The 25,921-nt window shown below is 69.4% G+C and carries 25 protein-coding genes; 17 read left to right on the forward strand and 8 right to left on the reverse strand.

Annotation, left to right across the window (positions count from 1 at the left end; genetic code table 11):
* Nucleotides 1-6: 6 nt before the first annotated feature.
* Genes ACQ3HB_RS18460 through ACQ3HB_RS18495 form a run of 8 tightly spaced genes read left to right on the forward strand, consistent with a single transcriptional unit; the run spans nt 7 to nt 7,953 of the window.
* The gene (locus tag ACQ3HB_RS18460; protein ID WP_430922061.1) at nt 7-1,503 is read left to right on the forward strand and encodes an ABC transporter substrate-binding protein; all 1,497 of its coding nucleotides are present in this window, start codon (nt 7-9) and stop codon (nt 1,501-1,503) included.
* Entirely contained in the window at nt 1,500-2,459 is a 960-nt protein-coding gene (locus ACQ3HB_RS18465) for an ABC transporter permease (protein ID WP_430922062.1), read from the forward strand. Before ACQ3HB_RS18460 ends, ACQ3HB_RS18465 begins: the two co-directional genes overlap by 4 nt.
* Complete coding sequence (locus ACQ3HB_RS18470) at nt 2,456-3,433, forward strand: ABC transporter permease (protein WP_430922064.1); 978 nt, start codon at nt 2,456-2,458, stop codon at nt 3,431-3,433. The genes ACQ3HB_RS18465 and ACQ3HB_RS18470 overlap by 4 nt, the downstream gene beginning before the upstream one ends.
* Entirely contained in the window at nt 3,430-4,224 is a 795-nt protein-coding gene (locus ACQ3HB_RS18475; protein ID WP_430922066.1) for an ABC transporter ATP-binding protein, read from the forward strand. The genes ACQ3HB_RS18470 and ACQ3HB_RS18475 overlap by 4 nt, the downstream gene beginning before the upstream one ends.
* Entirely contained in the window at nt 4,217-5,101 is an 885-nt protein-coding gene (locus tag ACQ3HB_RS18480; protein WP_430922068.1) for an ABC transporter ATP-binding protein, read from the forward strand. The genes ACQ3HB_RS18475 and ACQ3HB_RS18480 overlap by 8 nt, the downstream gene beginning before the upstream one ends.
* Complete coding sequence (locus tag ACQ3HB_RS18485; protein WP_430922070.1) at nt 5,098-6,087, forward strand: LLM class flavin-dependent oxidoreductase; 990 nt, start codon at nt 5,098-5,100, stop codon at nt 6,085-6,087. Before ACQ3HB_RS18480 ends, ACQ3HB_RS18485 begins: the two co-directional genes overlap by 4 nt.
* Nucleotides 6,080-6,700 carry an LLM class flavin-dependent oxidoreductase gene (locus tag ACQ3HB_RS18490; protein ID WP_430922072.1) on the forward strand — a complete coding sequence of 207 codons (621 nt, stop codon included), beginning with the start codon at nt 6,080-6,082 and terminating at the stop codon, nt 6,698-6,700. The genes ACQ3HB_RS18485 and ACQ3HB_RS18490 overlap by 8 nt, the downstream gene beginning before the upstream one ends.
* Nucleotides 6,697-7,953 carry an LLM class flavin-dependent oxidoreductase gene (locus tag ACQ3HB_RS18495; protein WP_430922073.1) on the forward strand — a complete coding sequence of 419 codons (1,257 nt, stop codon included), beginning with the start codon at nt 6,697-6,699 and terminating at the stop codon, nt 7,951-7,953. The genes ACQ3HB_RS18490 and ACQ3HB_RS18495 overlap by 4 nt, the downstream gene beginning before the upstream one ends.
* 93 nt (nt 7,954-8,046) lie before the next feature.
* On the opposite strand, the gene ACQ3HB_RS18500 is transcribed toward ACQ3HB_RS18495, so the two are convergent.
* A complete protein-coding gene (locus ACQ3HB_RS18500) occupies nt 8,047-9,492 on the reverse strand; it encodes an amidase (RefSeq protein WP_430922075.1) in 1,446 nt (481 codons plus the stop codon).
* Between the two features lie 192 nt (nt 9,493-9,684).
* Here ACQ3HB_RS18500 and ACQ3HB_RS18505 point away from each other — a divergent pair, with 192 nt between their 5' ends.
* From ACQ3HB_RS18505 to ACQ3HB_RS18515, 3 genes are read left to right on the forward strand one after another with little or no spacing between them, the layout of a single operon-like run.
* Nucleotides 9,685-10,047 (forward strand): GntR family transcriptional regulator, encoded by a 363-nt coding sequence (locus ACQ3HB_RS18505; RefSeq protein WP_430922076.1) that lies wholly within the window; start codon nt 9,685-9,687, stop codon nt 10,045-10,047.
* Nucleotides 10,044-10,979, forward strand: coding sequence for an ABC transporter ATP-binding protein (locus ACQ3HB_RS18510; protein ID WP_430922078.1), 936 nt, complete (start codon nt 10,044-10,046; stop codon nt 10,977-10,979). Before ACQ3HB_RS18505 ends, ACQ3HB_RS18510 begins: the two co-directional genes overlap by 4 nt.
* Complete coding sequence (locus ACQ3HB_RS18515) at nt 10,976-11,755, forward strand: hypothetical protein (protein ID WP_430922079.1); 780 nt, start codon at nt 10,976-10,978, stop codon at nt 11,753-11,755. Before ACQ3HB_RS18510 ends, ACQ3HB_RS18515 begins: the two co-directional genes overlap by 4 nt.
* Nucleotides 11,756-11,900: 145 nt before the next feature.
* Here the strand turns inward: ACQ3HB_RS18515 and ACQ3HB_RS18520 are convergent, their stop codons facing one another.
* From ACQ3HB_RS18520 to ACQ3HB_RS18540, 5 genes are all read right to left on the reverse strand, one after another.
* Nucleotides 11,901-12,482 (reverse strand): GNAT family N-acetyltransferase, encoded by a 582-nt coding sequence (locus tag ACQ3HB_RS18520; protein ID WP_430922081.1) that lies wholly within the window; start codon nt 12,480-12,482, stop codon nt 11,901-11,903.
* Between the two features lie 9 nt (nt 12,483-12,491).
* Nucleotides 12,492-13,325 carry a uracil-DNA glycosylase gene (locus tag ACQ3HB_RS18525; protein ID WP_430922083.1) on the reverse strand — a complete coding sequence of 278 codons (834 nt, stop codon included), beginning with the start codon at nt 13,323-13,325 and terminating at the stop codon, nt 12,492-12,494.
* Nucleotides 13,326-13,451: 126 nt separating this feature from the next.
* Nucleotides 13,452-14,003, reverse strand: a complete 552-nt coding sequence (locus ACQ3HB_RS18530; protein ID WP_430922085.1) for a hypothetical protein — start codon at nt 14,001-14,003, stop codon at nt 13,452-13,454.
* Nucleotides 14,003-14,776, reverse strand: a complete 774-nt coding sequence (locus ACQ3HB_RS18535) for a Type 1 glutamine amidotransferase-like domain-containing protein (RefSeq protein WP_430922086.1) — start codon at nt 14,774-14,776, stop codon at nt 14,003-14,005. The genes ACQ3HB_RS18530 and ACQ3HB_RS18535 overlap by 1 nt, the downstream gene beginning before the upstream one ends.
* Before the next feature lie 156 nt (nt 14,777-14,932).
* On the reverse strand, nt 14,933-15,574 hold the full coding sequence (locus ACQ3HB_RS18540) for a phosphoribosyltransferase (protein ID WP_430922088.1): 642 nt from the start codon (nt 15,572-15,574) through the stop codon (nt 14,933-14,935).
* 85 nt (nt 15,575-15,659) lie between these two features.
* Between ACQ3HB_RS18540 and ACQ3HB_RS18545 the strand changes: the two genes are divergently transcribed.
* Nucleotides 15,660-17,174, forward strand: a complete 1,515-nt coding sequence (locus tag ACQ3HB_RS18545; RefSeq protein WP_430922110.1) for an MFS transporter — start codon at nt 15,660-15,662, stop codon at nt 17,172-17,174.
* A gap of 123 nt (nt 17,175-17,297) precedes the next feature.
* Here the strand turns inward: ACQ3HB_RS18545 and ACQ3HB_RS18550 are convergent, their stop codons facing one another.
* The gene (locus tag ACQ3HB_RS18550; protein ID WP_430922090.1) at nt 17,298-18,119 is read right to left on the reverse strand and encodes an SDR family oxidoreductase; all 822 of its coding nucleotides are present in this window, start codon (nt 18,117-18,119) and stop codon (nt 17,298-17,300) included.
* Nucleotides 18,120-18,469: 350 nt separating this feature from the next.
* On the opposite strand from ACQ3HB_RS18550, the gene ACQ3HB_RS18555 reads away from it, so the two are divergent.
* From ACQ3HB_RS18555 to ACQ3HB_RS18575, 5 genes are all read left to right on the forward strand, one after another.
* A complete protein-coding gene (locus ACQ3HB_RS18555) occupies nt 18,470-19,795 on the forward strand; it encodes a bifunctional o-acetylhomoserine/o-acetylserine sulfhydrylase (RefSeq protein WP_430922092.1) in 1,326 nt (441 codons plus the stop codon).
* 207 nt (nt 19,796-20,002) lie between these two features.
* On the forward strand, nt 20,003-21,208 hold the full coding sequence (metX, locus tag ACQ3HB_RS18560) for a homoserine O-acetyltransferase MetX (RefSeq protein WP_430922094.1): 1,206 nt from the start codon (nt 20,003-20,005) through the stop codon (nt 21,206-21,208).
* A gap of 162 nt (nt 21,209-21,370) precedes the next feature.
* Nucleotides 21,371-22,546, forward strand: coding sequence for a sensor histidine kinase (locus ACQ3HB_RS18565; protein WP_430922096.1), 1,176 nt, complete (start codon nt 21,371-21,373; stop codon nt 22,544-22,546).
* Nucleotides 22,543-23,775, forward strand: coding sequence for a hypothetical protein (locus ACQ3HB_RS18570; RefSeq protein WP_430922098.1), 1,233 nt, complete (start codon nt 22,543-22,545; stop codon nt 23,773-23,775). The genes ACQ3HB_RS18565 and ACQ3HB_RS18570 overlap by 4 nt, the downstream gene beginning before the upstream one ends.
* Nucleotides 23,772-24,422 carry a LuxR C-terminal-related transcriptional regulator gene (locus ACQ3HB_RS18575; RefSeq protein WP_430922100.1) on the forward strand — a complete coding sequence of 217 codons (651 nt, stop codon included), beginning with the start codon at nt 23,772-23,774 and terminating at the stop codon, nt 24,420-24,422. The genes ACQ3HB_RS18570 and ACQ3HB_RS18575 overlap by 4 nt, the downstream gene beginning before the upstream one ends.
* 65 nt (nt 24,423-24,487) lie before the next feature.
* Here the strand turns inward: ACQ3HB_RS18575 and ACQ3HB_RS18580 are convergent, their stop codons facing one another.
* The gene (locus ACQ3HB_RS18580; RefSeq protein WP_430922102.1) at nt 24,488-25,762 is read right to left on the reverse strand and encodes an MFS transporter; all 1,275 of its coding nucleotides are present in this window, start codon (nt 25,760-25,762) and stop codon (nt 24,488-24,490) included.
* Between the last annotated feature and the right edge of the window lie 159 nt (nt 25,763-25,921).

Raw genomic sequence — 25,921 nt, forward strand, 5'->3', positions numbered from 1 at the left:
AACACCATGCGTCATCGCAAGCTCCTGCTCGTAGCCGCAGCCGTCACCTCGGCCGTCGTTATGCTCAGCGCGTGCTCCAGCCCGTCCGCGACCCCGTCGGCGAACACCGACGGAACGCTGCGGGTCGCTCTGGTCCTCGAGCCCACCGACCTGAACATCAGGACCACCTCAGGTGCCGCGCTCGACCAGGTGCTCATCGACAACGTGTACCAGGGCCTCGTCTCCCGCACGGAGGACGGCAAGATCGTCGACACGCTCGCGAAGAGCCACGAGGTCTCGAGCGACGGCCTGACCTACACGTTCACGCTCCAGGACGGCGTGACGTTCCACGACGGCAAGGCGCTCACGGCAGACGACGTCGTCGACTCGCTCACCCAGGTGAAGACGAACGAGGCGTTCCAGGGCAACGCGGACCTGCAAAAGGTGTCCGAGATCACCGCACCGGACGAGAAGTCGGTGAAGCTGACCCTCTCGGCTCCCGACTCGAACCTCCTGTGGAACCTGACCGGCCGCGCCGGACTCGTCCTGGAGAAGGGCGACGCCAACGACCTCTCCAAGACGGCGAACGGCACCGGCCCCTTCACCCTCAAGACATGGAAGCAGGGCGACAGCATCACCTTCGACCGCTTCGACAAGTACTGGGGCGACAAGCCGAAGGTCAAGGAGGTCGTGTTCAGCTACATCCCCGACCCCGCCTCAGCGGTCAACGCGGTCCTCGCCGGTGAGGTCGACGTGCAGACGGCCCTCAACGCGAACCTGCGCGATCAGATCGCGAAAGACAAGGATCTGAAGATCACCGAGGGCAAGACGACCGACAAGTACACGCTCGCGTTCAACAACCAGAAGGCGCCGCTCAACGACCCGCTCGTCCGCGAAGCGCTCCGCTCCGCGATCGACCACAAGGCGATCATCAAGGCCGTCGGCGATGCTGCCGTCGAGCAGTTCGGCCCCATCCCCGAGCTCGACCCAGGCTACGAGAACCTCAGCAAGCTCGTCACGTACGACCCCGAGAAGGCGAAGAGCCTGTTGAAGCAGGCCGGCCAGGAGAACCTCACGCTGACGCTCACGATCCCGAGCTTCTACGGAACCGACGTCTCGAACGTCTTGGTCTCCGAGTTCAAGGCCGTCGGCGTCACCCTGAAGGTCGACAACGTCGAGTTCCCGACCTGGCTGAACGACGTGTACACGAACCACGACTACGACCTCAGCTTCGTCAACCACGTGGAGGCTCGCGACTTCGGCAACTGGGCCAACCCGAACTACTACTTCGGGTACGACAACGCGCAGGTGCAGTCGCTCTATGCTGAGTCCGTAGCGGCGACCGACCCGGCCGTCGCAGACGAGAAGCTCAAGGAGGCGGCGTTCCTCGTGTCCAAGGACAACGCAGCCGACTGGCTCTACACCGCGATCACCCTCACGGTTGTGCACAGCGGCGTCACCGGCTTCCCGGTCGACTCCGTGAACTCGCGCATCAACCTGGCGAAGGTCGCCGTGTCCGAGTGACCCGCTTCGTCCTGACGAGACTGATCCTGCTCGTCATCGGACTGCTCGCCGCCAGCGCCCTCATCTTCTTCACGTTGCGGGTGCTGCCGGGTGACGTCGCGCAGGTCATCGCCGGGACGGATTCGACGCCGGCGCAGATCGCGAGTCTTCGAGAGAAGTTGGGGCTCAACGAGCCCGTCCTCACGCAGTACCTCGGTTGGATCGGGGGCGTCCTCCGGGGCGACCTCGGCCTGTCGCTCGTCACGGGGACCCCCGTGGCGAGCGAGCTGGCCGAGAAGGCCCAGGTCACGCTCCCGCTCGGGATCATGTCGCTCGTGATCGCACTCGCCTTCAGCGTGCCGTTCGGCGTGCTGGCGGCGCTGCGTCGTCACCGTCCGAGCGGCGCGGCGATCGGGTTCGCTGCGCAGGGCCTCGCGGCGGTCCCCGTGGTGTGGGCGGGCATGATGCTCGTGCTGCTGTTCGCCGTGACGCTCGGCTGGCTGCCCGCGCAGGGCTTCCCGCGTGCCGGTTGGGATGATCCGTGGGCGGCGATCCGCGCCCTCCTGCTCCCGGCGCTCACGATCGGCATCGTGGAGGGCGCGGTCCTCCTCCGCTTCGTCCGCTCTGCCGCGCTCGACGCCATCGGGCAGGACTACGTGCGAACCGCCGCTTCGCAGGGCCTCACGAAGAATCAGGCCCTCATCCGCCACGGCCTGCCGAACGTCGCGCTGTCCGTCGTGACCGTCCTCGGTCTGCAGATCGCCGGGCTGATCGTGGGCAGTGTGATCATCGAGCAGCTGTTCACCCTCCCCGGCATCGGACGCATGCTCGTCTCCGACGTCGGCAACCGCGACCTCGTGAAGGTGCAGGGCGAGCTGCTCGTCCTCACGGGCGTCGTACTCGTCATCGGCGCGATCGTCGACATCGTGCACCGCCTGGTCGATCCGAGGCTCCGCGAACGGGAGGGCCAGTCGTGAGCGGCTCCGCCTCAGCTTCCCGTCCGACCGCGCCGCGCCGTCGGCCCTCCTGGTTCCGCGAGCTGCTCCGACAGCCGGCGGGGTGGTTCGGCGTCGGCGTGCTCGCGCTCGTCGTCCTGACCGCCGCCGTCTCGTATCTCTGGACGCCGTACGACCCGCAGCTCGCCGACCCGTTCAGCAAGTGGCTCCCGCCCTCGCCGACGCACGTCCTCGGCACCGATGCCGTGGGCCGCGACATCTTCAGCCTCCTGCTCGTGGGCGCGCGGGTGACGGTCTTCGTCGCCGTGGGCTCCGCGATCGTCTCGACGGTGTTCGGCATCGCCCTGGCCGCCGCGGGCTCGCTCACGAGGCGGTGGGTGCGGGAATCCGTCGCCGTGCTCATCGACATCCTCATCGCCTTCCCGACGCTGTTGATCGCGATGATGTTCGCCTCCGTCTTCGGCGGATCGCTGTGGGTCGTGATCTGGGCGGTCGGCATCAGCTTCGGCGTCAACATCGGCCGCGTCACCCGTCCGGAGATCCGGCGGGTGTCGCACAGCGAGTACGTCCTCGCGGGCCGTGCCTTCGGCCTCGGCCCATTGCGCAACCTCACGACGCACCTCTTGCCGAACGTGGCGCCCGTCTTCATCGTCCAGCTCTCCTGGTCGATGGCGGTCGCCGTCCTCGCAGAGGCCGGGCTCTCCTACCTCGGCTACGGGGCGCCGTCGACGACCCCGTCGTGGGGCCGGATGCTGAGCGAACTGCAGACCTACCTCGCAGTGCACCCGCTGTCGGTCCTCTGGCCCGGGCTCGCGATCACGGTCACCGTCCTCGGACTCAACCTCCTGGGCGACGCGCTCCGGGACGCGACCGATCCGACGCTCTCACGCGGCGGGCGATCCGGCACCGGCGGTCCTGGCCGTGCCGGGGGCGCTCCCGACGGCTCCGCGACCCCTCCGACCACACCGACCTCACCGCAGGGGGTGACCGCATGACGCTCGAGATCGACCGGCTGACGATCGACATCGGCGACCGCCGCGTCGTCGACGAGGTGTCCTTGACCGTCGCCGACGGCGCCAGATTCGGCATCATCGGCGAGTCCGGCTCCGGCAAGTCGCTCACGGCCCTCGCCGTCCTCGGCCTCCTGCCCGACGGCGCGCGCGTCGGCGGCAGCATCCGCTGGAACGGCCGCGAACTCGTGGGGCTCTCCGACCGCGAGATCGCCCGGATCCGTGGTGAGGAGATCGGCATCGTCTTCCAGGAACCGCGCACGGCGCTCAACCCGATCCGCACGATCGGCCGCCAGATGGGCGAACCGCTCCGCATCCACCACGGTGCGAGCAAGCGTGAGGCGATGGAACGCGCCGTCGAGCTGGCCGAGCGGGTCCGGCTCCCCGACCCCGTCGACATCGTGAAGCGCTACCCCCACCAGCTCTCCGGCGGGCAGCGGCAACGCGTCGCGACGGCGATCGCCCTCGCCAACCGGCCGTCGCTCCTCATCGCCGACGAACCGACGACGGCGCTCGACGTGACGATCCAGTCGCAGATCCTCGGCCTCTTCGAACGACTCGTGTCGGAGACCGGGGCGTCGCTCGTGTTCATCACCCATGACCTCGCCGTGTTGTCGCGCATCGCGACCGACGCCGTCGTGATGTCGCACGGCCGGATCGTCGAAGCGGGCCCTGTCACACAGCTCCTGAGCGCACCGGTGTCCCCCATCACCCAGCGACTCCTCGCCGCTGCGACGACGCTCAGCTGGAAGCAGGCGGGAGGCGCCGATGCCTGAGCAGTTCGCTTCGCCGGACGCGCCTGAGCCGTCGAGGCCGTCCACGTCGGCGGTACCCGCGCCTGCGTCCTCGCCCGCGCAACCCCTCCTGCGCGCGACCGGGCTGTCCCGCGCGTACACGCTCCCCCGGGAGACGCTCTTCTCCAAGCCGCGCATCACCCACGCGCTCAGCGACGCAGATCTCACCGTGGCCACCGGCGAGACGGTCGGCGTCATCGGCGAATCCGGGTCCGGCAAGTCGACGTTGGTCCGCCTCCTGCTCGCGCTCGACACCCCGACGAGCGGAACGGTCGAGTTCGAGGGCAAGCCCGTCACGGGCCGCAGCGCACGCGACCTCCACTGGTTCCGCCGGGAGACCGGCATCGTGTTCCAGGACCCGTACGCGTCGCTCGACCCGCGGATGTCGGTGGGCCGGATCATCGCGGAACCGCTCCTCGCGCTCGACATCCCGGGCGACCACCGCTCGAAGGTCCGTGCCGTCCTCCGGCTCGTGGGACTCGACGCCGACGCGGCCAACCGCTATCCGCACGAGTTCTCGGGAGGCCAGCGGCAGCGCATCGCCCTCTCCCGAGCGATCGTCCATCGTCCGAAGCTCCTCATCGGAGACGAGCCGCTGAGTGCCCTCGACGTCACCGTGCGCGCGCAGATCCTCGAACTCCTCGCGCAACTGCGCACGGAACTGGGGCTGACGATCGTGCTCGTGTCGCACGACATCGGCGTCGTCCAGCACCTGTGCGACCGCGTCGTCGTGATGAAGGACGGCCGCGTCGTGGAGCAGGGCTCCGTGAGCGAGGTCCTCAACCGGCCGCAGCACGCGTACACGAAGGAACTCCTCGACTCCGTCCCGACGATCACCGTGCCCGGAGGCCCTGCATGACCAGCCCGTTCCGCCTCGGCTTCCTGACCCACGTCCACGGCAAGGCACCCGCAGCCGAGCTGTATCCGGCCATCGTCGACCTGTTCGTCGCCGCCGAGGAGCTCGGCTTCGACTCCGGATGGGTGTCGCAGCACCACCTGCAGACGCTGCAGGGCCGGTTGCCGTCGCCGCTCGTGCTCCTCGCGGCCGTCGCTGCACGGACGAAACGGATCCACCTCGGCACCGCGATCGTCGTGCTGCCCCTCGAACACCCCGTCCGGCTCGCCGAGGACGCGTCCGTCCTCGACGCCCTGTCCGGCGGGCGCCTGGAACTCGGCATCGGCAGCGGCGGCCCCAGCGAGGACCAGTTCGCAGCATTCGGCCGCGACCCGGCCGACAAGCGCGCCCTGTACGCCGAGCACGACGCACAGCTCGCGGCAGTCCTCCGCGGCGAGCCGATCGCCGGTGGGCTCGTCCTCCAACCGCCGGCGGCGGGCCTGGCGGACCGGTTGTGGGATTCGCACGCGAGCGAGGATCGCGTGCGTGCCGCGGCGTCCGACGGACGCGGCATCCTGCTCGGCTTCGGCCCAGCGGAGTCCGTGCAGCTCCCCCTCGCGGTCGCGTTCCACGACGCCCACCGCGCGGCAGGGCTCACCGGAACGCCGCGCGCGGCGGCCGTCCGTGCCGCGTTCCCCGGTCCCAGCAAGTCCGAGGTCCACGACCGCCTCGCACCCGACACCGCCCGGCACCTCGGCTATCACGTGGCGAACGGCTGGCTCGGGCCGGACGCATCGATGCATGAGCTCCTCGATGCGATGAACGTCTCCCACGGCACGTCCTCCGACATCGTCGAGTCGCTCCGCGCCGACCCCGTCCTGCCGTACTCGAGCGACCTCGTGCTCGCCGTCCAGAACGAGAGCACCTCCGTCGACGAAGCGATCCGCACCCTGGAACTCATCGCGACCGAGATCGCCCCGGCGCTCGGGTGGAGCAGGGCCGATGGCTGAGCAGGCCGGAGGAGAACTGAACGGGAACGATCAGGACGGGAACGGCCCCGGGGGTCGCCCCGACACTGCGCACCAGGCGCACGTCTCCGTCGTCCGGCTGCCGAACGGAACCGGCGCGAGCTTCGCCGACATCGCGCTCGTCGCGACCGACGCCGAGCGGACGGGCGCGGCCGCCGTCGTCGCCGGACCCGCGACGGCCGGAGGCTTCGAACCGTTCACCCTCCTGGGTGCGCTGAGCGCCGTGACATCGTCCATCGGACTCGTCGCAGCCGTCGACCCGCTCACCGATCCGCCGTACACGGTCGCGCGGAAGGCCGTGTCGCTCGACCACCTGTCCGGGGGACGAGCCGGGGTCCTCGTGCCGAGCGGATCCGCCGTCGCCGACGAGTTCACCACCGTCCTCCACGCCCTCTGGTCCGCGGAGTCGGCCGATGCGTTCCCCCGTGACCGTGCGAGCGGTGTCTACGCGCGGGAGGGCGGCCGGCCGGCCATCGATCATGTCGGAGCGCACTTCCGCGTCGCGGGTCCGCTCAACATCTCTCGCGCCGCGCAGGGCTCGCCCGTCGTGTACCGCGGCGGCGAGATCGGCCCGGTCTGGGAGGATCGCGCGTGAATGCTGCAGCAGTGGACGGCCCGGAGACGAACGACACGGCGGGGAACGGCCCGGGGATGAACGACACGGCGGGGAACGGCTCTGGGACGAACAGCGCCCCCGCGCGCAGCATCGTCCTCGGCGCATTCCTCAAGCCGGCGGGCGAGTACCTGGCCGGATGGCGGCACCCCGGTGCACCCGTGGACGCCGGAGTGAACCTCCCGTTCGTCGTCGGCCTCGTCCGGAAACTCGAGGCCGCCGGCTTCGACGCGCTCTTCCTCCCCGACCTCGTCGGCGTCCCGGACGCCGATCCGGCCGTGCTCTCGCGCGTCGCCGTCGTCAATGACGCATTCGAACCGACGACCCTCCTGGGTGCACTCGCGACATCGACGACGCGGCTCGGCCTCATCGCATCGGTCTCCTCCACCTACAGTTCGCCCGCCGCCGTCGCGCAGACGTTCGCCTCCCTCGCACGCCTCTCGGGCGGCCGTGCAGGCTGGAACCTCGTGACGTCGCTGAACGATGCCGAGGCACGCAATTTCGGCCTCGACAGCCACCTGAGCCATGCCGAGCGGTACGCGCGGGCGGAGGCGTTCGTCGACGAGGTGCTCGCGCTGTGGGCGGCGGACGAGCTGCCGGGCGGGAACCCGATCATCGCGCAGGCCGGTTCGAGCGGGCCGGGTCAGGCGCTCGCGGCGAGAGTCGCGGACCTGGTCTTCACGCGCGCCCTGCCCCTGTCGCAGGCGATCTCGTACGCGAACGGTCTCCGGGAGGCAGCTGAGGGGTTCGGGCGGTCGCCGGAGGCGATCCGCATCTTGCCCGAGCTCGCAACGGTCGTCGCGCCGACCCGAGCGGAGGCCGAGGACCGCTTCGCCGCGATCCGCGACCTCCTGCACCCTCGGGTCGCGCTCGGCGACCTGGAGTACTGGCTCGGCGGCGTCGACCTCACGGGCTTCCCGCTCGACGGTCCCCTGCCCGAGACGCCGCCAGGCAACAAGAGCCTCGGCGCCAGACAGGAGATCTACGAGCAGGCGATGCGCGATCACCTGACGATCGGCGATCTCGCGAAGCAGGTCGCGGGTGGCGACGGCGCGATCATCGGGACGGCGGCCGATGTCGCGGATCACGTCGAGGAGTTCGTCGCCGCGGGTGCCGCCGACGGCTTCAACGTGTCGTTCCCATACCTGCCGGACACGCTCGACGCGTTCTGCGAGCTCGTGATCCCCGAGCTCCGGCGCCGAGGCCTCCTCGCCGCTCCGCGCCCGCGCCACTGAGCCCACTCAGCCGCTGAGCCCACTCATCGGTGTCCTCCTGCTGGCTGGACGTCACGCGAACCGCAACCGGCCGCCGACGAGCGGCTGACCGGGCTAGGCGCCGAGGGCGGGCACGCGGTCCTGCCAGCGGATGCGCCGCTCCAGCTGGGCCGCGATCGCGAAGAGCGTCGCCTCGCCGCCCGGACGACCGATGAGCTGCACGCCCGCCGGCATGCCCTCTGGCCCGGCATCCGCGAGGTGGTGCACGGGGATCGTGATGGCCGGCAGGCCGGTCACGTTCACGAACGACGTGTGCGGCGCATCGAGCACCTGCTGTTCGAAGTTCCGCTCGGGCGACTCGAGGTCGTAGGAGCCGATCGGGAGCGGCAGTCGGGCGAGGGACGGACTGATGATCGCATCGAACGGCGCGAACTGGGCGATGATGCTCCGCTCGAACCGCGCGAGGACCGCGAGCGTCTCCATGAGGGTGAGGGCAGACATCGCCCGCCCGCGCTCGACGAGCAGTCTCGTGATCGGGCTGAGCAGCGACAACTGCTCCTCGGTCGTCGCGGGGATGCCAGCGGCCGAGGCCTGCCAGATGGTCGTGAACGCGGCGGGGTAGACCTCGGCGCCGCGGAGGGTCAGCTCGTCGATGCCGTGGCCCATCGACGACAGGGCGTCGACCGCCCGCGTGACCGCCGCAGCGGCCCCGTCCTCGATCCTGATGTCGTAGGCGGTGTCCCAGGGCGTGCCGTTGAGGACCGCGAGCTGGAAGCGGCCCTCGCCGCGGATCGCGTGCCCGAGGAATCCGCCATCGTCCGCATCGGGTGCGCGGAGTGCGAAGCGGTGGGCGATCCGCCCATGATCGCGTTCGATGATGCCGTCGAGCAGGAGCGCCGCATCGGCGACCGTCCTGGCGATCGGACCGGACACGACGAGTCCGGCGAGCTTGTCGATCCCCGATGCCGCCGGCACGAGCCCGCGCGACGGTTTGACGCCGACGAGACCACATGCCGCTGCGGGAATACGAATCGATCCGCCGCCGTCCGAGGCTGGCGCGAAGGGCAGGAGCCTGGCCGCGACGGCCGCCGCCGCTCCCCCGCTCGACCCGCCTGAACCGCGCGACGGATCCCACGGGTTCCGCGTCGGCGGGCCGACGAGCGAGTCCGTATAGCCGTAGAGCCCGAACTCCGGCGTCGCCGTCTTGCCGAGGCTCACGCCTCCGGCAGCGTCCATGACGTCCGCCATCTCATCGGAGCCGGTGGGGACGTGGTCGGCGAACAGCTTCGATCCGTACCGGGTCGGAACGCCGGCGCGGGCGACGAGGTCCTTGTCTGCGAACGGCAGGCCCCAGAGCGATGCCGTGCGCGGGACGAGGTCCGCGAGGTGCTCCGCACGCTCGGTTGCGCCAGCGGCGTCCACGGCGGCGAACGCACCCAGCGAGCCATCGATCCGTTCGATGCGAGCGAGGTAGTGCCGGACGAGATCGGCGGGGCTCGTCTCCCCTCGGTGCAACGCGTCCCACTGCTCGAGGGCGGTGAGCTCGTGGAGTTCGGCCATCCTCCCAGCCTACGGCGGAACGACGGCCGACCGGCCTCTCGACGGGTCTCCACTCGGTGCACGGGCCAGCCTCGCCGACCGCCCGAAATCGATGCTTGACATCGATCAGCTTCAGTGGTTCATTAGTCAAGTAATGAACCAACGCACCACGAGTGCTACAGCACGTACAACGCACCACGAACGGAGCACGCCATGATCGAGGACGGACGTCCGATCTTCGTGCAGATCGCCCAACAGATCGAGAACGACATCCTCGACGGCGCGCTTCCCGAAGAGGGCCAAGTGCCCTCCACCAACGAATTCGCGGCGTTCTACCGCATCAACCCCGCGACCGCGGGCAAAGGGGTGAACCGTCTCGTCGACGACGGGATCCTCTACAAGAAACGAGGGATCGGCATGTTCGTCGCGACCGGCGCCAGGGAGCGCCTCATCGACAAGCGCAGGGACGACTTCCGTGAGGAGTTCCTGCGACCGCTCCTCGCCGAAGCGGCGAAGCTCGGGATCGGCGCAGCGCAACTGACCGACATGATCCAGAAGGAAGGGGTTCCGCAGTGAACGCCAGCAGCTCCCCCGCATCCGTCCAGCCACCGGTGCACACGGGTCCCGTCATCGAGGTGACCGGCCTCACCAAACGGTTCGGCTCCCTCGCGGCGGTCGACGACATCGCCTTCACCGTCCAGCCGAACACCATCAACGGCCTGCTCGGCCGCAACGGCGCCGGCAAGACCACGGTCATGCACCTCCTGACCGGCCAGGACTTCCGGACGAGCGGCGACATCCGCGTGTTCGGCCAGGACCCCGTCGAGAACCCGGACGTCCTCCGGAACATCTCCTTCATCAAGGAGAGCCAGAAGTACCCGGACGACTTCACCGCCCTGCACGTGTTCCGGAGTGCCCCGTGGTTCTTCGAGCGCTGGGACCAGGCGTTCGCGGAGCAGCTCATCGGTGAATTCCGGTTGCCGCTGAAGCGCCGCATCAAGAAGCTCTCCCGAGGACAGCTCTCCTCGATCGGCGTGATCGTCGGGCTCGCCTCACGCGCGCCGCTCACCTTCTTCGACGAACCGTACCTGGGACTCGATGCCGTCGCCAGGCAGATCTTCTACGACCGGCTGCTCGAGGACTACGCGGAGCACCCGCGCACGATCGTCCTCTCCACCCACCTCATCGACGAGGTCGCGAACCTCCTCGAGCGGGTGCTCGTCATCGACCAGGGCCGCATCCTCCTCGACGAGGACGCCGAATCGGTGCGCGACTCCGCGACGACCGTCGTCGGTCTGCGCTCCGCCGTCGACGCGTTCGTCACGGGCCGCGAGGTCCTCCACCGCGACGGCATCGGCGGACTCGCCTCCGTGACCGTCGGACGGTTGAGCGATGCTGAACGCAGCTCCGCGATCACGGCCGGACTGGAACTGTCGCCCGTCTCCCTCCAACAACTCATCGTGCAGAAGACCCGGTCTTCCGAGCAGGAATTCGAGAACGCATCATGACCACGACCACCGTTTCCCCGCACGACCTCCTCGGCACGCCGTCGATCGGCGGCAACCGCGTCTGGAACGTCGTCCGCCTCGGCTGGATCAACCGGTGGACGACCCTCTGGATCCCCGGGATCATCCTCGGCTTCATCCTCCTCGTGAACGTCGTCATCTGGGCACTGATCGTCGCCTACGCCGGGCCGGCCGACCGCGCCGACGCGCTCGAAGGCACGCAGTACACCGGCGCGACGAGCTACGTCTTCGTCTATCTGATGATCGTGGCCATCCAGGCGGTCAACCTCACCTTCCCGTACGCACTCGGCCTGAGCGTCACTCGGCGGGAGTTCTACGTGGGGACGGCCTCCTCGCTCGTCCTGCTGAGCCTGCTCTGGGGCGGCATCCTCACGACGCTCTCCTACATCGAGGAGTGGACGCACGGCTGGGGACTCGGCGGGCACATGTTCACGGTCGTCTACTTCGGCAACGGACCCGTGTGGGAGCGCCTGTTCACCTTCACCGCCGGCTTCCTGTTCTTCGCGTTCGCCGGCATCGCCTGGGGCACCGTGTACATGCGTTGGCGGACGAACGGGATGCTGATCGCCGGAGCGGTCTCGGTCCTCGCGGCCGTCGGCGTCGTCGCCCTGCTCACCTTCACGAACGGTTGGCCGACGTTTGGTGCCTGGGCCGCGGCCGCCGGACCGACGGGGATCGTCGCCTGGCTGCTCATCCCGACGGCGATCAGCGCGGTCGCCGGGTATTTCCTCCTGCGGCGCTCGACCCCCAAGTCCTGACCCGAACCTCCGTTTTCGTGCAAAAAGTGCCCTCGAAAACGGGCGGATTGCACGAAAACGGAGGTTTCGGGGTCGGGTGGGTCGGGTCGGGTCGGGTCGAGGGGTGATGAGGCCAGCCGTCAGACACGACAGACGCGGGCAGGCGTCAGCGCTTGAGCGACTTCTGCAGGAGCACAGTCCCGATCCAGCGGTCGAACTTGAAACCGACCCGGCCCATCCGACCCACCTCGGTGAAGCCGAACTTCTCGTGCAGGGCGATCGACGACTCCGCGCCCTTGTCCGCGATGACCGCGAGGATCTCCTTGAGGCCGGCGGCTTTCGACCGCTCGATGAGCTCGCCGAGGAGCGCTGTGCCGAGGCCTTTACCGGTCGCCGCAGCACCCAGGTAGATCGAGTTCTCGACCGTGAACCGGTAGGCCCGCTTCTGCTTCCAGGGCGAGACGAGCGCGTAGCCCATGATCTGGCCGATCGGCGAGACGGCGACGATGAACGGCATCCCCTGCTTCTGCAGGTACGCGAACTTCGTCTTCCATTCCTTCAACGTCATCGCGTCCTCGTCGAAGGTCACGACGCTGTTGGCGACGTAGTGGTTGTAGATCTCGCGGATGTACGGCAGGTCCTCGGCCGTGGCGTCGCGCATCGTGAACGCGAACGGCGTCTCGGGCGTCGGCGGCTTGCGCAGGTGCGGGGGCAGCACCCGTCGGTTCTCGTATTCCTCTTCCAGCACGAGGAAAGCCTAAGCGATCCGCCAGTCGATCGGACCCGCACCACGGGCTTCGAGGAGCGCGTTCGTCCTGCTGAACGGTTTCGAGCCGAAGAAGCCGCGCGATGCCGAGAGCGGGCTCGGATGCGCTGACTCGATGATGCCTGCGTCACCGAGGAGCGGGGCGAGGGTCGCGGCGTCGCGCCCCCAGAGGATCGCGACGAGCGGCTGGTCGCGTGCGGCGAGGACGCGGATGGCGTGCTCCGTGATCGCTTCCCAGCCCTTCCGCCGGTGCGAGCCGGCATCGCCGGGACGCACCGTGAGGACGCGGTTGAGGAGGAGGACGCCGTGTTCCGTCCAGCTCGTGAGGTCGCCGTGTTCCGGGGTCGGGACGCCGAGGTCGTCGCGCAGTTCGCGATAGATGTTGGCGAGGCTGCGCGGGAGGGGCCGCACGTGACGATCCGCGGCGAAGGAGAGGCCGACGGGGTGCCCGGGTGTCGGATACGGGTCCTGGCCGACGATGAGCACACGCGCGTCGTCGAGCGGGGTCTCGAATGCGCGGAGCACCCGATCGGTCGTCGGCAGGTACGGCCGACCCGCGGCGAGCTCGGCGTCGAGGAACGCGCCGACGGCCGTGATGCGGTCGGCGACCGGCTCGAGGGCCGCGGCCCAGCTCGGGTGGATCCGACCGGCGTCGACGAGCTGTTCGAACGTGCCGAGCGGTTCCGATGCGGTGGCGCCCTGGGCTGTCTGAGCTGGCTGGGCTGCTTGGCGGGCCGCATCCGCCGCCGCTTTCGCTGCGGCGTCGCGCTCCTCCTCCGGGTCCGGTCCCCAGAGCGGGACGGACGATCCGTCAGCGGGCGTCATCGCTGCTTCCAACTGCCGCTCCTACCTGTCCGCACGGCGCGGGGAGCACCGCACGGCGTGAGGACGACATCGCGGATCCCGTCCTCGTCTCATGCAGATCTCCTGCGCTCGTGCTCACGCCGTCGCTCAGACCTCGTCCTTGGCGGACGGCCAGAACTGCAGCGCCGCGGGGACCGGCACATCGTGCGATCCTGCCGCAGCGACGACCTCGAGATCGATGAGCCGCGCGGCGGGTCCACCCTTCCGGGACAGGAACCAGGAGCCGACGAGCCATTCGCGACCATCCGGCGATGCGACGGCCACGCCGATGAGCGAGAACGGCCCGTAACTCGGGTCGGCGAAGTAGGCGTGGACGACATCGCCCGCCTGAAGAGCAGACACGACCTCGGCGAGCTCTGCGCGATCCCGCACGGCTTCGACGTCCGTCGGGAAGTCGAGCGCCTCCTGCGCTTCGAGCGCCACGACGTCACGCGACGGCTTGCCGGCGGCACCGAGCTCGACGCCCGCGACGTACAGGCTCGACACCTGACGGGCGGATCCGACGATCGAGTACGTGCCGTAGCCGGGCGACGTGAAGGTCGCGCGGACGAACGACTCCGGGCTCGTCTCCGTCAGCTGTCGGCCGATCTCGGCGGCCTTGCGGCGCGCGGGGATGCGGAGCTGTTCGAGGCGTTCCATCAGGCGAGTCCTCCATCGGTGTCGTCATCGGTCCCGGCATCGGCGCCGTCGTGTTCAGCGCCCATCGTGCGGACGACGACACCGTGGTCGGCCGTGAAGACCTGCCAGACGCTGCCTCCGCCGAGGACGCGCAGGGCGCCCTGTCCCACGACGAGTGCGGTGTTCTCGTCGACCGCGAGCCCGCCGTCGATCATGCCGGCCTCCGTCGCCGCGACGAGCCGGCTCACGGTGCCCCACTGGGCGGCGTGGGCGTCGACGGCGAGGTCGACGAGGCCGAGGCCGTCGGCGAGGGTGACCTCGTCGAGTCCTTCTGCAGTTCCCTCCGGGCTGACCGGGACGTCGCCGATGCGCCATCCGCCGACGATCGCGTGGTCTGCAGCGATCATGGCACCGGCGGAGATGCCGAGGTAGGGCAGGCCGGTCGCGACGAGTCGGCGGACGTCGCCCGCGACCGGTTCGAGCGCTGCAGCGTACGCGGAGGGCAGGCCGCCGCCGACGACGATGCCGTCCACTTCGGCGAGCGCCGACTGCTCGACGGTCCCGCCGATGCCGAGTACCACGGGGACGGCTTCGATGACGCCTGCGCGTTCGATCGCCGCTCGGATCCCGGCCGCGTCCTCCGTGCCGTCCTCGTGGTGCACGACCACGATCGCGATACGGGGCGCCTGGCGTCCGGCGACCACGGCGAGTGCCGCGGCCTCCGCGAGGAAGGCGGAGTAGACGGTCGACTCGGTTTCAGGCAGACAGGGTCCGCCGACAAGGAATACGCTCACCCGTCGACCCTACCCGCCCCGGCGTCCCGCCGAGGTGAGGCTTCCGGTCGTCCGAGCGGCCCCGAGACGACCGGAAGCCTCACCTCGGCGGCAGGGCGACGGGTGGGGCTCGTCGAGCGGGAGTCGCGCGGGAGTCGCGTGCGGGAGTCGCGCGGGTCAGTCGACGAGGTCCTGAGCGACCGAGGTCGGCGTGATCGTGGGCTGCGTCGACCACGGGAACGAGATCCAACGGTCGACACGCTTCCAGACGTAGTCGGGGCGGAGGACCGTGCCCGGCTTCTCGTACAGGGTGACGGTGCGCACCTCGGCCCCACTCGCCTTCATGAGTTCGAGGACGAGCGCGAGGGTGCGGCCGGAGTCGGAGACGTCGTCGACGAGGAGCACACGGCTGCCGGGGAGACCCGTGATGTCGAGGAGCGGCGGGAGCAGGACGGGCTCCGGCAGGCGCGCGTCGACCCCGGTGTAGAACTCGACGTTGAGGGCGCCGCACGTCTTGACGTCGAGCGCGTACGCGAGCGCCCCGGCGAGGAGGAGACCGCCGCGCGCGATCGCGACGACGGAATCGGGAACGAATCCGCTCGCCACGATGTCCGTCGCGAGCTGTCGGGAGGCATCCCCGAACCCGTCCCAGGTGAGGACCTCGCGAACAGGCGCCGGTGTGACTTCGGGTGCGGGGGCATTCGACCCAGAACCTCCAGGCAGCACGGCTTCCGGGGTCTCAGCGGCGGGGCTCGAGGCACCCGTCTGCGGTTCCTGCACAGCCTCTGCGGACGCTGGGCCCTGGTTCGTTGTCGACATGCTCCAACGCTATCCTGCGCGTGTCGGCTGCCTGTACCATCCGGTCATGACGAAGGCGACTGGTCCCTCACCGACGACGGACCGAATGGCACTCTTCCGCGGTTCGGCCGCCGGGATCACGTTCGGGCTGATCGGCTGGCTCTTCCTCGTGGAGATCACCTCCGGCGTGCTCCAGGGCTACTACGTCCCGCTCATTCCGGACCTCGTGAAGCATCTCGGCATCCACGACGCCGACTTCAACTGGTTCGAGGCGGCGCAGCTCCTCCTCTCCGCGCTCGTCGTCCCGGTCCTCGCGAAGGTCGGCGACATGTTCGGCCACAAGCGCGTCCTCCTGATCGCGACGGTCCTCACGGCCGGCGCGAGTTGGTGGCTCGTGTTCGCCGACTCATTCTGGACCTTCCTCGCAGCGTGGGCGTTGCAGGGCTTCTACGTCGTCTGGCTGCCCCTCGAGATCGCTCTCATCTTCGAGCGGGGCCGCCGAACCAACACGGGCGCCTCGCAGACCAGGCGCGCGGCCGGTCTCCTCGTCGTCGCCCTGGAGGCGGGAGCGATCATCGGCGCGCTCTCCGGTGGACGGATCTTCGAAGCGCTCGGCGGCAACGTGCAGGTGACGCTCATGCTGCCCGCCGTCGCCGTCTCCCTCGTCTTCTTCGCGATTCTCTTCGGCGTTCCGGAATCGGAACCGCTGCCGGGCCGGAAACTCGATCTCGGCGGCTTCGTGCTGCTCTCCCTCGCGCTGCTCCTCATCACGTCCGGGCTCACCTTCCTGCGGTTGAACGGGCCTGAGACGTGGTGGGTGTGGGCGATCATCGCGCTCGGCGTGCTCGCGTTCATCCCGTTCGGCCGTCACGAACTGCGCCAGCCGGACCCGGCGATCGACCTCCGCGTCCTCCGGCAGCCGAACATGTGGCCCGTGCAGCTCACCGCCGGGCTCATCGGCATCAGCCTCCTCGGTGCGCAGGCACCGCTCAGCACCTACGCCGGGACCCCGCGCGAGAACGGGTACGGCCTCGGGCTCGACGCCGGGGACATCTCGACGCTCATCGGCGTGTACCTCATCTCGATGATCATCGGCGCGTTGCTCTTCCCGCTCGTCTCGAAGTGGCGGACGCCGCGGTTCGCGCTCATCATCGCCGCGTTCCTCGTGGCCGGCGGGTATCTGCTGTTCCTGCCGTTCCATCTCGAGACGTGGCAGGTGTTCATGAACATGTGCATCGCGGGCATCGGCTCCGGCGCGCTCGTCGGGGCGATGCCTGCTGCCGCGGCCGCTGCGGCCCCCAGGGGCCAGACGGGTGTCGCGTCGGCGCTCACGAACACGACGAAGACGATCGGCGGTTCATTCGCCTCCGCGGTGTTCGGCGTGGTGCTGTTCGCCGGGGCGTCGGCTGCGGTGACCGCTTCGGCGTCGAGTCTCAGCGGCTATCTGATCGTCTGGTCGGTGTGCGGTGGCGGTGCGCTCGTCGCGGCAGTGCTGCTGTTCTTCGTCCCGAAGCTGGCGTTCGCCGATGCCTCCCCTGACACCGAGCTCGTCCCTGAGCCCGCGTCTCAGTCCACTCCTGACACCGCTCCTCAGCCCGCCCAGCAGCCCGACCCACAGTGACCACAATTCCGGAGAACGTGTGACAGGAGTGACGACGGAAGCGCTTACCGGGTCGAACAAGCGTTTTCCGGCGGCAGACTTCCGGAATTGTGGACGTACTCGGGCAGGGAGGCGAGGCAGCGCTCAGGCGCGGAAGCGCAGGTCGCCCTTCGCGAGCTTGTACGGTGCGGCCTGGGCGACGGGCTTGATGGTGATCTGATCGAGGTTCACGTGCGCGGGCAGTTCGACCGCGTGCACGATCGCCTCGGCGACGTCATCGGCGCCGAGCGGATTCGGGACCTCCTGGTACACGGCATCCGCACGCGCCTGATCGCCGCCGAAGCGCACGAGCGAGAACTCCTCGGTCTGGACCATGCCAGGAGCGACCTCGATGACGCGGATCGGCTCGCCGTTCAGCTCCAGACGCAGCACCTCGAAGAGGGCGCGCTCCGCGAACTTCGCCGCGTTGTAGCCGCCGCCGCCCTCGTAGGCGACGTGCCCGGCGATCGAGGTGATCCCGACGATCGATGCCGTCCCGCCGGCGGGCGAGGCGGGTTCACCGGCCGCAGACGCAGCAGCGGCTTCTGCTGCTGCGCCGCGTCGCAGCTCGGGCAGGAGCGCCGTGAGGACGCGCTTCGTGCCGAGCACGTTGATGTCGAACATGCGACGCCAGTCCTCGACGTCGCCGTCCTCGACCGACGCCAATCCGAACGCGCCGCCGGCGTTGTTGATGAGTGCGGTGGCGCCGCCCAGTTCGGAGACGCGTGCGGCGAGCGCATCGACGTCCGCCTGCACGGTCAGGTCAGCGACGACCGCGACACCGCCGATCTCCGCGACGAGCGCATCGAGCCGATCCTGCCGACGCGCGACCGCGACGACCTCCCACCCGTGAGCGGCGAACAGTCGTGCCGTCGCCTCACCGATTCCGGAGCTCGCACCGGTCACCACCACACGTCGTTTCGTCATGGTTCCAGCGTACCGAGGCGGCCGGGGCCGAGACCCCGGAGCGGATGGGAACCGGTCGGGATCACGGGGCGCGAGTCGCGCCCGCGCCCCGTACGGCCGCGCGATCCCGCGGTTTCCGGCGCCGGACCGGTTACGCCGTGTTTCCGCACTCTTGGCCGATGCGCCGGGCCCGGGTAGCCTCGCATCACGACCTTCCGCAGGAGAGCATCACCGCATCGTCGCACGGTGCACTCTGCGCCAGCTGGCCGGCCCGGCCAGCGCAGGTCCCGCACGACCTCGACCCAGCAGCACCGCATCGCCCACCGACATTCGTCAACACCACCCGACACCCGATCGACCAAGGGGACATCATGACCGAAGCATCCGACGCCTGGCGTTTCGAAACCAAGCAGATCCACTCCGGTGCCGCGCCGGATCCGGTGACGAACGCACGCGCGACGCCGATCTACCAGACGACGAGCTACGTCTTCAACGACGCCGACCACGCGAAGAACCTCTTCGCCCTCGCCGAGTTCGGCAACATCTACACGCGCATCCAGAACCCGACGCAGGCCGTCGTCGAGGAGCGCGTCGCCGCGCTCGAAGGCGGCACCGGCGCCCTCCTCCTCTCCTCCGGCCAGGCCGCTTCGACGACCGCCGTCCTCAACATCGCTCAGGCGGGCGATCACATCGTCTCCTCCTCCTCGATCTACGGCGGCACCTACAACCTCTTCAAGTACACGCTCGCGAAGCTCGGCATCGAGACGACCTTCGTCGAGAACCAGGACGACGCCGATGAGTGGCGCCGTGCGGTCCGCCCCAACACGAAGCTGTTCTTCGCCGAGACGATCGGCAACCCGAAGATCAACATCCTCGACATCCGTCTCGTCGCCGACGTCGCGCACGAGTCCGGTGTGCCGCTCATCGTGGACAGCACGATCGCGACCCCGTACCTGATCCGCCCGTTCGAGCACGGCGCCGACATCATCGTCCACTCGGCCACGAAGTTCCTCGGCGGTCACGGCACGGTCATCGGCGGCGTCATCGTCGACGGCGGCACGTTCTCCTGGACCGAGCACGCCGACAAGTTCCCCGGCCTCACGACGCCGGACCCGTCGTACCACGGCGCGGTCTACACGGACGCGGTGGGCGACGGCCTCGCCTACATCATCAAGGCGCGCGTGCAGCTGCTCCGCGATCTCGGTTCCGCGATCGCTCCCGCGAGCGCCTGGCAGCTCATCCAGGGCATCGAGACGCTCAGCCTCCGCATCGAGCGTCACGTGCAGAACGCGCAGGACGTCGCCGAGTGGCTCGACGCCCACCCGGACATCGCGAGCGTCAACTACTCGGGTCTCCCGTCGAGCCCGTGGTACGCGGCGGCCAACCGGTACGCGCCAAAGGGTGTCGGCGCGGTGCTGTCGTTCGAGCTGAAGGGCGGGGTCGATGCCGGCCGCGCGTTCGTCAACACGCTCTCGTTGTTCTCGCACCTCGCGAACATCGGTGACGTGCGCTCGCTCGTCATCCACCCCGCCTCGACGACGCACTCGCAGCTGACGCCGGAGCAGCAGCTGACGGCCGGTGTCACGCCGGGCCTCGTCCGCCTGTCGATCGGCCTCGAGAACATCGAGGACATCAAGGCGGACCTCGAAGCCGGTCTCGCGGCCGCCAAGGAGGTCGCGGACGCAGCTCGCGTCTAGCGCCGTTCGGCTCCTTCGACGTCGTCGAACCCCGTCAGTCCCCTGGGCCTGGCGGGGCTCGTCGTTGCTGCGGAGCCCGTCCGGAGCCGAGACGGACCCGATTGACGCCGATGCAAAGCCGATGCAAAGCCGTCGCGACCCCCGCGCTGGGCCGGCGGTCGTAACACAGTCACGGGTGGTGTCCCCGGTACACGAGAATGGTGACCTATGGACTGGCAGACTCCCGAAGACAGCGTCCCGTCCCGTTTCGTCACCGAAGCGGAGGTCGGTGCGCTCCTCGCGAATCCGCCGTCGAGCGGCGCGTGGCGCGATGGCGACCGTCCCGGGGACCGACTGTTCGCCTCAATCGGCGAGCTGGCGTTCGAGCACGGCGGCTCGATCCCACACGCCAGGCTCGCATACGAGACGTGGGGGACGCTCTCCGAGAGCGGCGACAACGCGCTCCTGCTCCTGCACGCGCTCACGGGCGACAGCCACGTCCTCGGAACCGCCGGCAACGGCCACTCGACGGCAGGCTGGTGGCCGGGCATCGTGGGCCCTGGGCTCGCGATCGACACGGACCGCTGGTTCGTCGTCGCCCCGAACATGATCGGCGGCTGCCAGGGCAGCACCGGCCCGTCATCGTTCGCGCCCAACGGCGTCGAATGGGGTTCACGGTTCCCGTACACCTCGGTCCGCGACCAGGTGGCCGCCCAGCACCGTCTCGCCGAGCACCTCGGCATCTCGAAGTGGGCCGCCGTCGTCGGCGGGTCGATGGGCGGGATGCACGCGCTCGAGTGGGCGGTGACGTATCCGGACGAGGTCGAACGGCTCGCCGTCATCGCCGCCCCGCCCGTGACGACCGCGGACCAGATCTCCCTCAACTTCGTGCAGCTCGAGGCCATCCGCACCGACCCGCACTTCGACGGCGGCGACTACTACGATGCCCCCGACGGCGCCGGCCCCCACCGCGGACTCGCGCTCGCGCGCCGCATGGCCCTGCTCAACTACCGCAGCCCCGGAGAACTCAACGCGCGCTTCGAGCGCAGCTGGCAGTCGAGCGTGAGCCCGCTCGGCCACGGCGGACGCTTCGCCGTGGAGTCGTACCTCGACTTCCACGGCAACAAGTTCACGCGCCGCTTCGACGCGGGGAGCTACATCGTCCTCGTCGAGGCGATGAACTCCCACGACATCGGTCGGGATCGCGGCGGGGTCGCAGCGGCCCTCCGCAGCTACGGCGGTCCGGCGCTCGTCCTCGGCATCGACAGCGACCGCTTGTTCCCCGTCTCCGGTCAGGAGGAGATCGCGCTGCACCTCTCGGGCAACATCGACGGGACGGTTCCGGCGGTCATCCGGTCCGACTTCGGACACGACGGCTTCCTCATCGAGAACGCGCTCGTCGGGCCCCACCTGCGGCGGCTCCTCGACGCCTGAGTCGAAGCGCCCGCTCGCGGGCCCGGCACACGCGCGGCACTCTCCCGGCACGGGTTCGCCATCCGCTCCTCCGCCGCTCGTCCCCCGCTCATCGACAGCTGTTGCGCAGCGATACCCCGGGGTGGGTGGCACCCGATAGGGTGACTCCAGAGGTGCATCTGCATGGAGCGTGTGGCGAAAGCCCAGCGGCGTCTGCTGCTGAGAACGACGCGGTTGTTCGGTCTCGCCGGGTGTGTGACCGCAGCGGTGATCCTCAGCGTGCCCGGAGTCGTGAGCCCCGCCCGCTACGCGATCCTCCTCGCCCTCGTCACACTCCTCGCCCTCGCGCACATCGCGGCCGAACAGTTCGCGAATCCCGTCTGGATCGCCCTCATCTTCGCGCTGGGCATCACCATCCTCGTGGTCATCGGCGGCTCGTCAGCCACCGGGTCCGCGACCGACAACGTCGGCGCCGTGAGTGCGGCGGGGATCATCGCGTCCTTCGGCATGGGCGCGATAGCCGCACGCCTCGTCCCGCCGAAACCGTCCTGGCCCCTCCTCCTCGGTCTCTTCGCGGTCACGCTCGTGACCGTGTCGCTCGTCACGATCCCGTCCGGACGATCCCTCTCCGCACTCGCCCTCACGGTCGTGATGTGGATCACGATCGGCGCGTTCGGCGTGTGGCTCGGCACGAGCATCCCCCGGCTCATCCGTCGGGTGGACAACATCGGCAGCGCGTTCAACGCCGAGCGCGTCGCGAGCCAGGCGGAGGCGCAGCGCCGGCAGGACGCGAGGCTTCTCCACGACACGGCGCTCGCGACGCTCACCCTCCTGGCCCACTCCGGCATGGGCGTCGACGAATCGGCGCTCCGTGCGCAGGCCCGCGACGACGCGCGCCTCCTCCGCAGCCTGCGGCTCGGCGAGGAGCTCACGCCCGTCTCCTCCGGGTCGTACATCCTCCAGCGAGGCTCGGACATGTCCCTCGACGAGGGTGTGAGCGCCGTCACGGAACGGTTCAAGGCGCGCGGGCTGACCGTCAACGTCTACGGCGGCGGCCGGGTGGAACTGGATCCGGCGGTCCGCGAGGCGTTCCTGCTCGCCCTCAGCGAGTGCCTCGAGAACGTCCGGCGCCACGCAGGCGTCGACACGGCCGACGTCACCGTCACGAGCGACGAGCAGAGCGTCAAACTCCTCATCACCGACACGGGGCACGGGTTCGACCCGCGCACCGTCGCACCCGGCCATCTCGGCATCAAGGAGTCGGTCATCGCGCGCATCGAGGACGCCGGAGGGCACGCCCGCGTGTTCGCCGCTCCCGGCGCCGGCACGACCGTGATCCTGGAGGTGCCCCAGTCATGACTCCGGAAACCGTGAACGGACAATCGAATCCGACGAAGCGCTACCGGCACCGCCGGGCGCTCGACCGTCAGCGCTCCACGCTCGGAACCCGCCAGCTGGGCATCGGCCTGTCCGTCTCCGGACTCGTCCTGGTCGTCTACGCGCTGACCCGGTTCCTCAACTACCTGCCGGCGTACCCCCGACCGGCGATCGCCGTGCTCGCGTGGGTGATCCTCGTCGCCGGCCTCGCGACGACGTTCAGCCTCGTCCGCCGTGCCGGGTTCCATCTGTCGGACCGGGTGTTCATCGCTCTGCTCCTCGAACTCGCGGTCGTCGTCGCACTCGATCTCACGGCCGTGTGGGGGCTCAACGTCAACGGGCTCTACCCCACCGCGGCGGCCGCGGTCGGCGGAGTGCTGCTCGCCGCCGTGACCCTCCGGCCCGTGCGCGACATCGCCGTCGCCAGCATCGCGCTCGTCGTGATGCTCGTGCTCGCCGTCCTCACCGAGACGCGCGGCGAGAGCGCGACCCTCGGCGTCGAGATCCTCGTCGCGGCGATCGCCGTCGTCCCCCCGCTCATCGCCTGCGCGATCGTCGCCCAGTACCGTCGCATCGTCCGTCTCGAACTCGACCGCGTCATGGTCGCGTCGACGGTCGTGAGCGCCCGCGACGCGCTCGGCTTCTTCGATTCGGAAGAGCTCGTGACGCTCGACCTCGAAGCCGAGGAACTCTTCGACGGTGTCGCCGACGGCTCGGTCTCGCTCCCCCTCAGCCCGGAGCTCGCGGCACGCGCATCACGCCTTGCGACGGAGCTCCGGCGCCACCTCACCCACGGTGGCCACGAGACGTGGCTCGAGCACGCGTTCATGGAATCCTCCGTCCTCTCGGACGGCGCCGTCCTCCGCGATCCCGACCGTCTCGCGACATATCTCTCCACGGATCAACGGGACGGGCTGCTCTCTGCAGTATGGTTGCTCCTCGGGGAGGCGGATGCGCCGAGCGCGACAGCCGTGTTGACACTCGGGCCGCTCGACCGCACCGAACACCAGGGACGACCTGGCCCGCTCACCATCCCGATCGTGCTCGAAGCGACCGGGATCCAACGGGCCAAAGTGGAACCTGCGGTGTGGGAAGCGCTCAGCCGAGTCGGCAGTTCTGTCGACACGTATCAGAAATCTCGTATCAGGATCGAGGTCGACAGTTTCGTCGACAATCCTGCCGCGAGTCAGCGGAAAGGGGAACGTCAATGACGTCACAGCTCACTCGGATCAGGGTCGGAATCGTCGACGACCACCGCATGCTCCTCGGGGCCCTCACCGAATGGATCAGGAGCGTCGCGGACGACATCGAGCTCGTCGTCGTCACGCCGTCCTGGCCGGAACTCCTGACGCACCCCGCGTTCCCGGTGGACGTGCTGCTGCTCGACGTCGACCTGAAGGACAACATCCCCGTCGCCGTGAAACTCGCCACGTTGAAGACGACCGGCGTCACGACCGTACTCATGAGCACGTACAGCGATCCGGCAGTCGTCCGTGAGGCGCTCGCGGCCGGCGCCCTCGGGTATCTCGCGAAGAGCGAGGACGCCGAGACGATCGTGCACGCGCTCCGTGCCGCCTCACGCGGCGAGTCGTACATCTCCCCCGAGCTCGACCTCGCGCTCGCGAGCGGTGCGACCGGTTCCGGTCCGCGCCTCAGCGCTCAGGAGCGTCGGGTCATGGCCCTGTATGCGGCCGGTGAGCCCGTGAAGATGGTCGCGGAGAGCCTCGGCATCTCCGATGAAACCGCGAAGAGCTACCTCAAGCGCATCCGCGAGAAGTACCGGAACGCGGGCATCGACGTGGGGACGAAGGTCGCGCTGCGCAAGCGTGCGATCCTCGACGGCATCATCGTCGACTGAGCCGCGTCTCCTCTGACCGGCCGCGTCCCTGACCACCACACCAGGACGACGCGAGACCCGAATCCCTACACGCGCGCCTTCGCGGGCATCGTCGCGATCGCACCGGTCTCGATGCCACGACGCTGCCGGCTGCGCTCGACGGCGAAGCTCGTGATGACGAGCAGCAGCCCGAGCACGGTCAGGAGCGCGCCCAGCCACACGGGTGACACGTAGCCGAAGCCCGCCGCGATGACGAGTCCGCCGAGCAGCGCGCCCATCGCGTTCCCGATGTTGAGGGCCGAGTGGTTGAGCGCAGCCGCGATCGACTGGCTGTCACGCGCGACGTCCATGAGCCGCGTCTGGATGGTCGGGCCGATCCCCTGCGAGGAGAAGCCGACCGCGAAGATGAAGACAAAGAGCGTCGGCACCCAGGCGGCGGTGAGCGCGAGGCCGAGCAGCATCACGATCATGAGCGAGAAGAACAGGTACAACGTCTTCTGCACGTTCTTGTCCGCCAGGTGCCCTCCGACGAGGTTGCCCGCGGTCATGCCGAGGCCCATCGTCGCGACGACCCACGGCACGAGCGATTCCGATTGCTTCGTCACCTCGGTGACGAGCGGCGCGATGTAGCTGTAGACGGCGAAGAGGCCGCCGAAGCCGATCGAACCGATCGCGAGGACGAACCACACCTGCGTGCGACGGAAGACCGCGAGCTCCTTGCGCATCGTCTGCGCCGGATTGCCGGGCTGCGCGGGGACCGCGAAGAAGATCGCGATCGTCGCGAGCAGGAAGATCCCGGCGACGATGACGTAGGCGGCGCGCCAGCCGAGGCCCTGGCCGACCCAGGTCGCGAAGGGAACGCCGATGACGTTGGCGAGCGTGAGCCCCGTGAGCACCAGAGCCACACCGCGAGCGCGCTTGCCCGGTCCCATGAGACCGGCCGCGACGAGCGCAGCGATGCCGAAGTACGCGCCGTGCGGGAGTCCGGCGATGAAGCGTGACGCGAGGACGAGGCCGAACGACGGCAGGACGGCCGATGCCAGGGTGCCGACGGTGAACGCGACGCCGAGCCACAGCAGCACCTTGCGACGCTGGTAGCGGGCGACGAGGGCGGCGATCGTCGGCGCACCCACGACGACGCCGAGCGCGTACGCCGTGATGAGCCAGCCGGCCTGCGCGTTGGCCTGCTCGTGGCTCGCGCTGTAGAGCTCGGGCAGGAGGTCCGCGGCGATGTTCGGCAGCAGACCCATCGCGACGAATTCGGTCGTGCCGATGCCGAAGGCCCCCACGGCGAGGGCGAGCAGGGCAAGACGAATGCGGGTCGGCGACAGCTGCGTCGACCCGTCCAGAGTTGGGGGCATGTCGACAGTATATTGCCGAGCGCACGCCTGATCGAATCGATTCGACTCTGAACGTGAGCCGTCGTCCTTCCGCGAGCGCGCCCCGGCGCCGCGAGCGCGAGTTCGGTCGGCCCCGCGCTCGTGGCTTGGCCCCGCGGACGCGCGAGCGCATCGCGCTGC

Origin of the sequence: Plantibacter lichenum, assembly GCF_050587525.1 — a bacterium.
GTDB lineage: Bacteria > Actinomycetota > Actinomycetes > Actinomycetales > Microbacteriaceae > Plantibacter.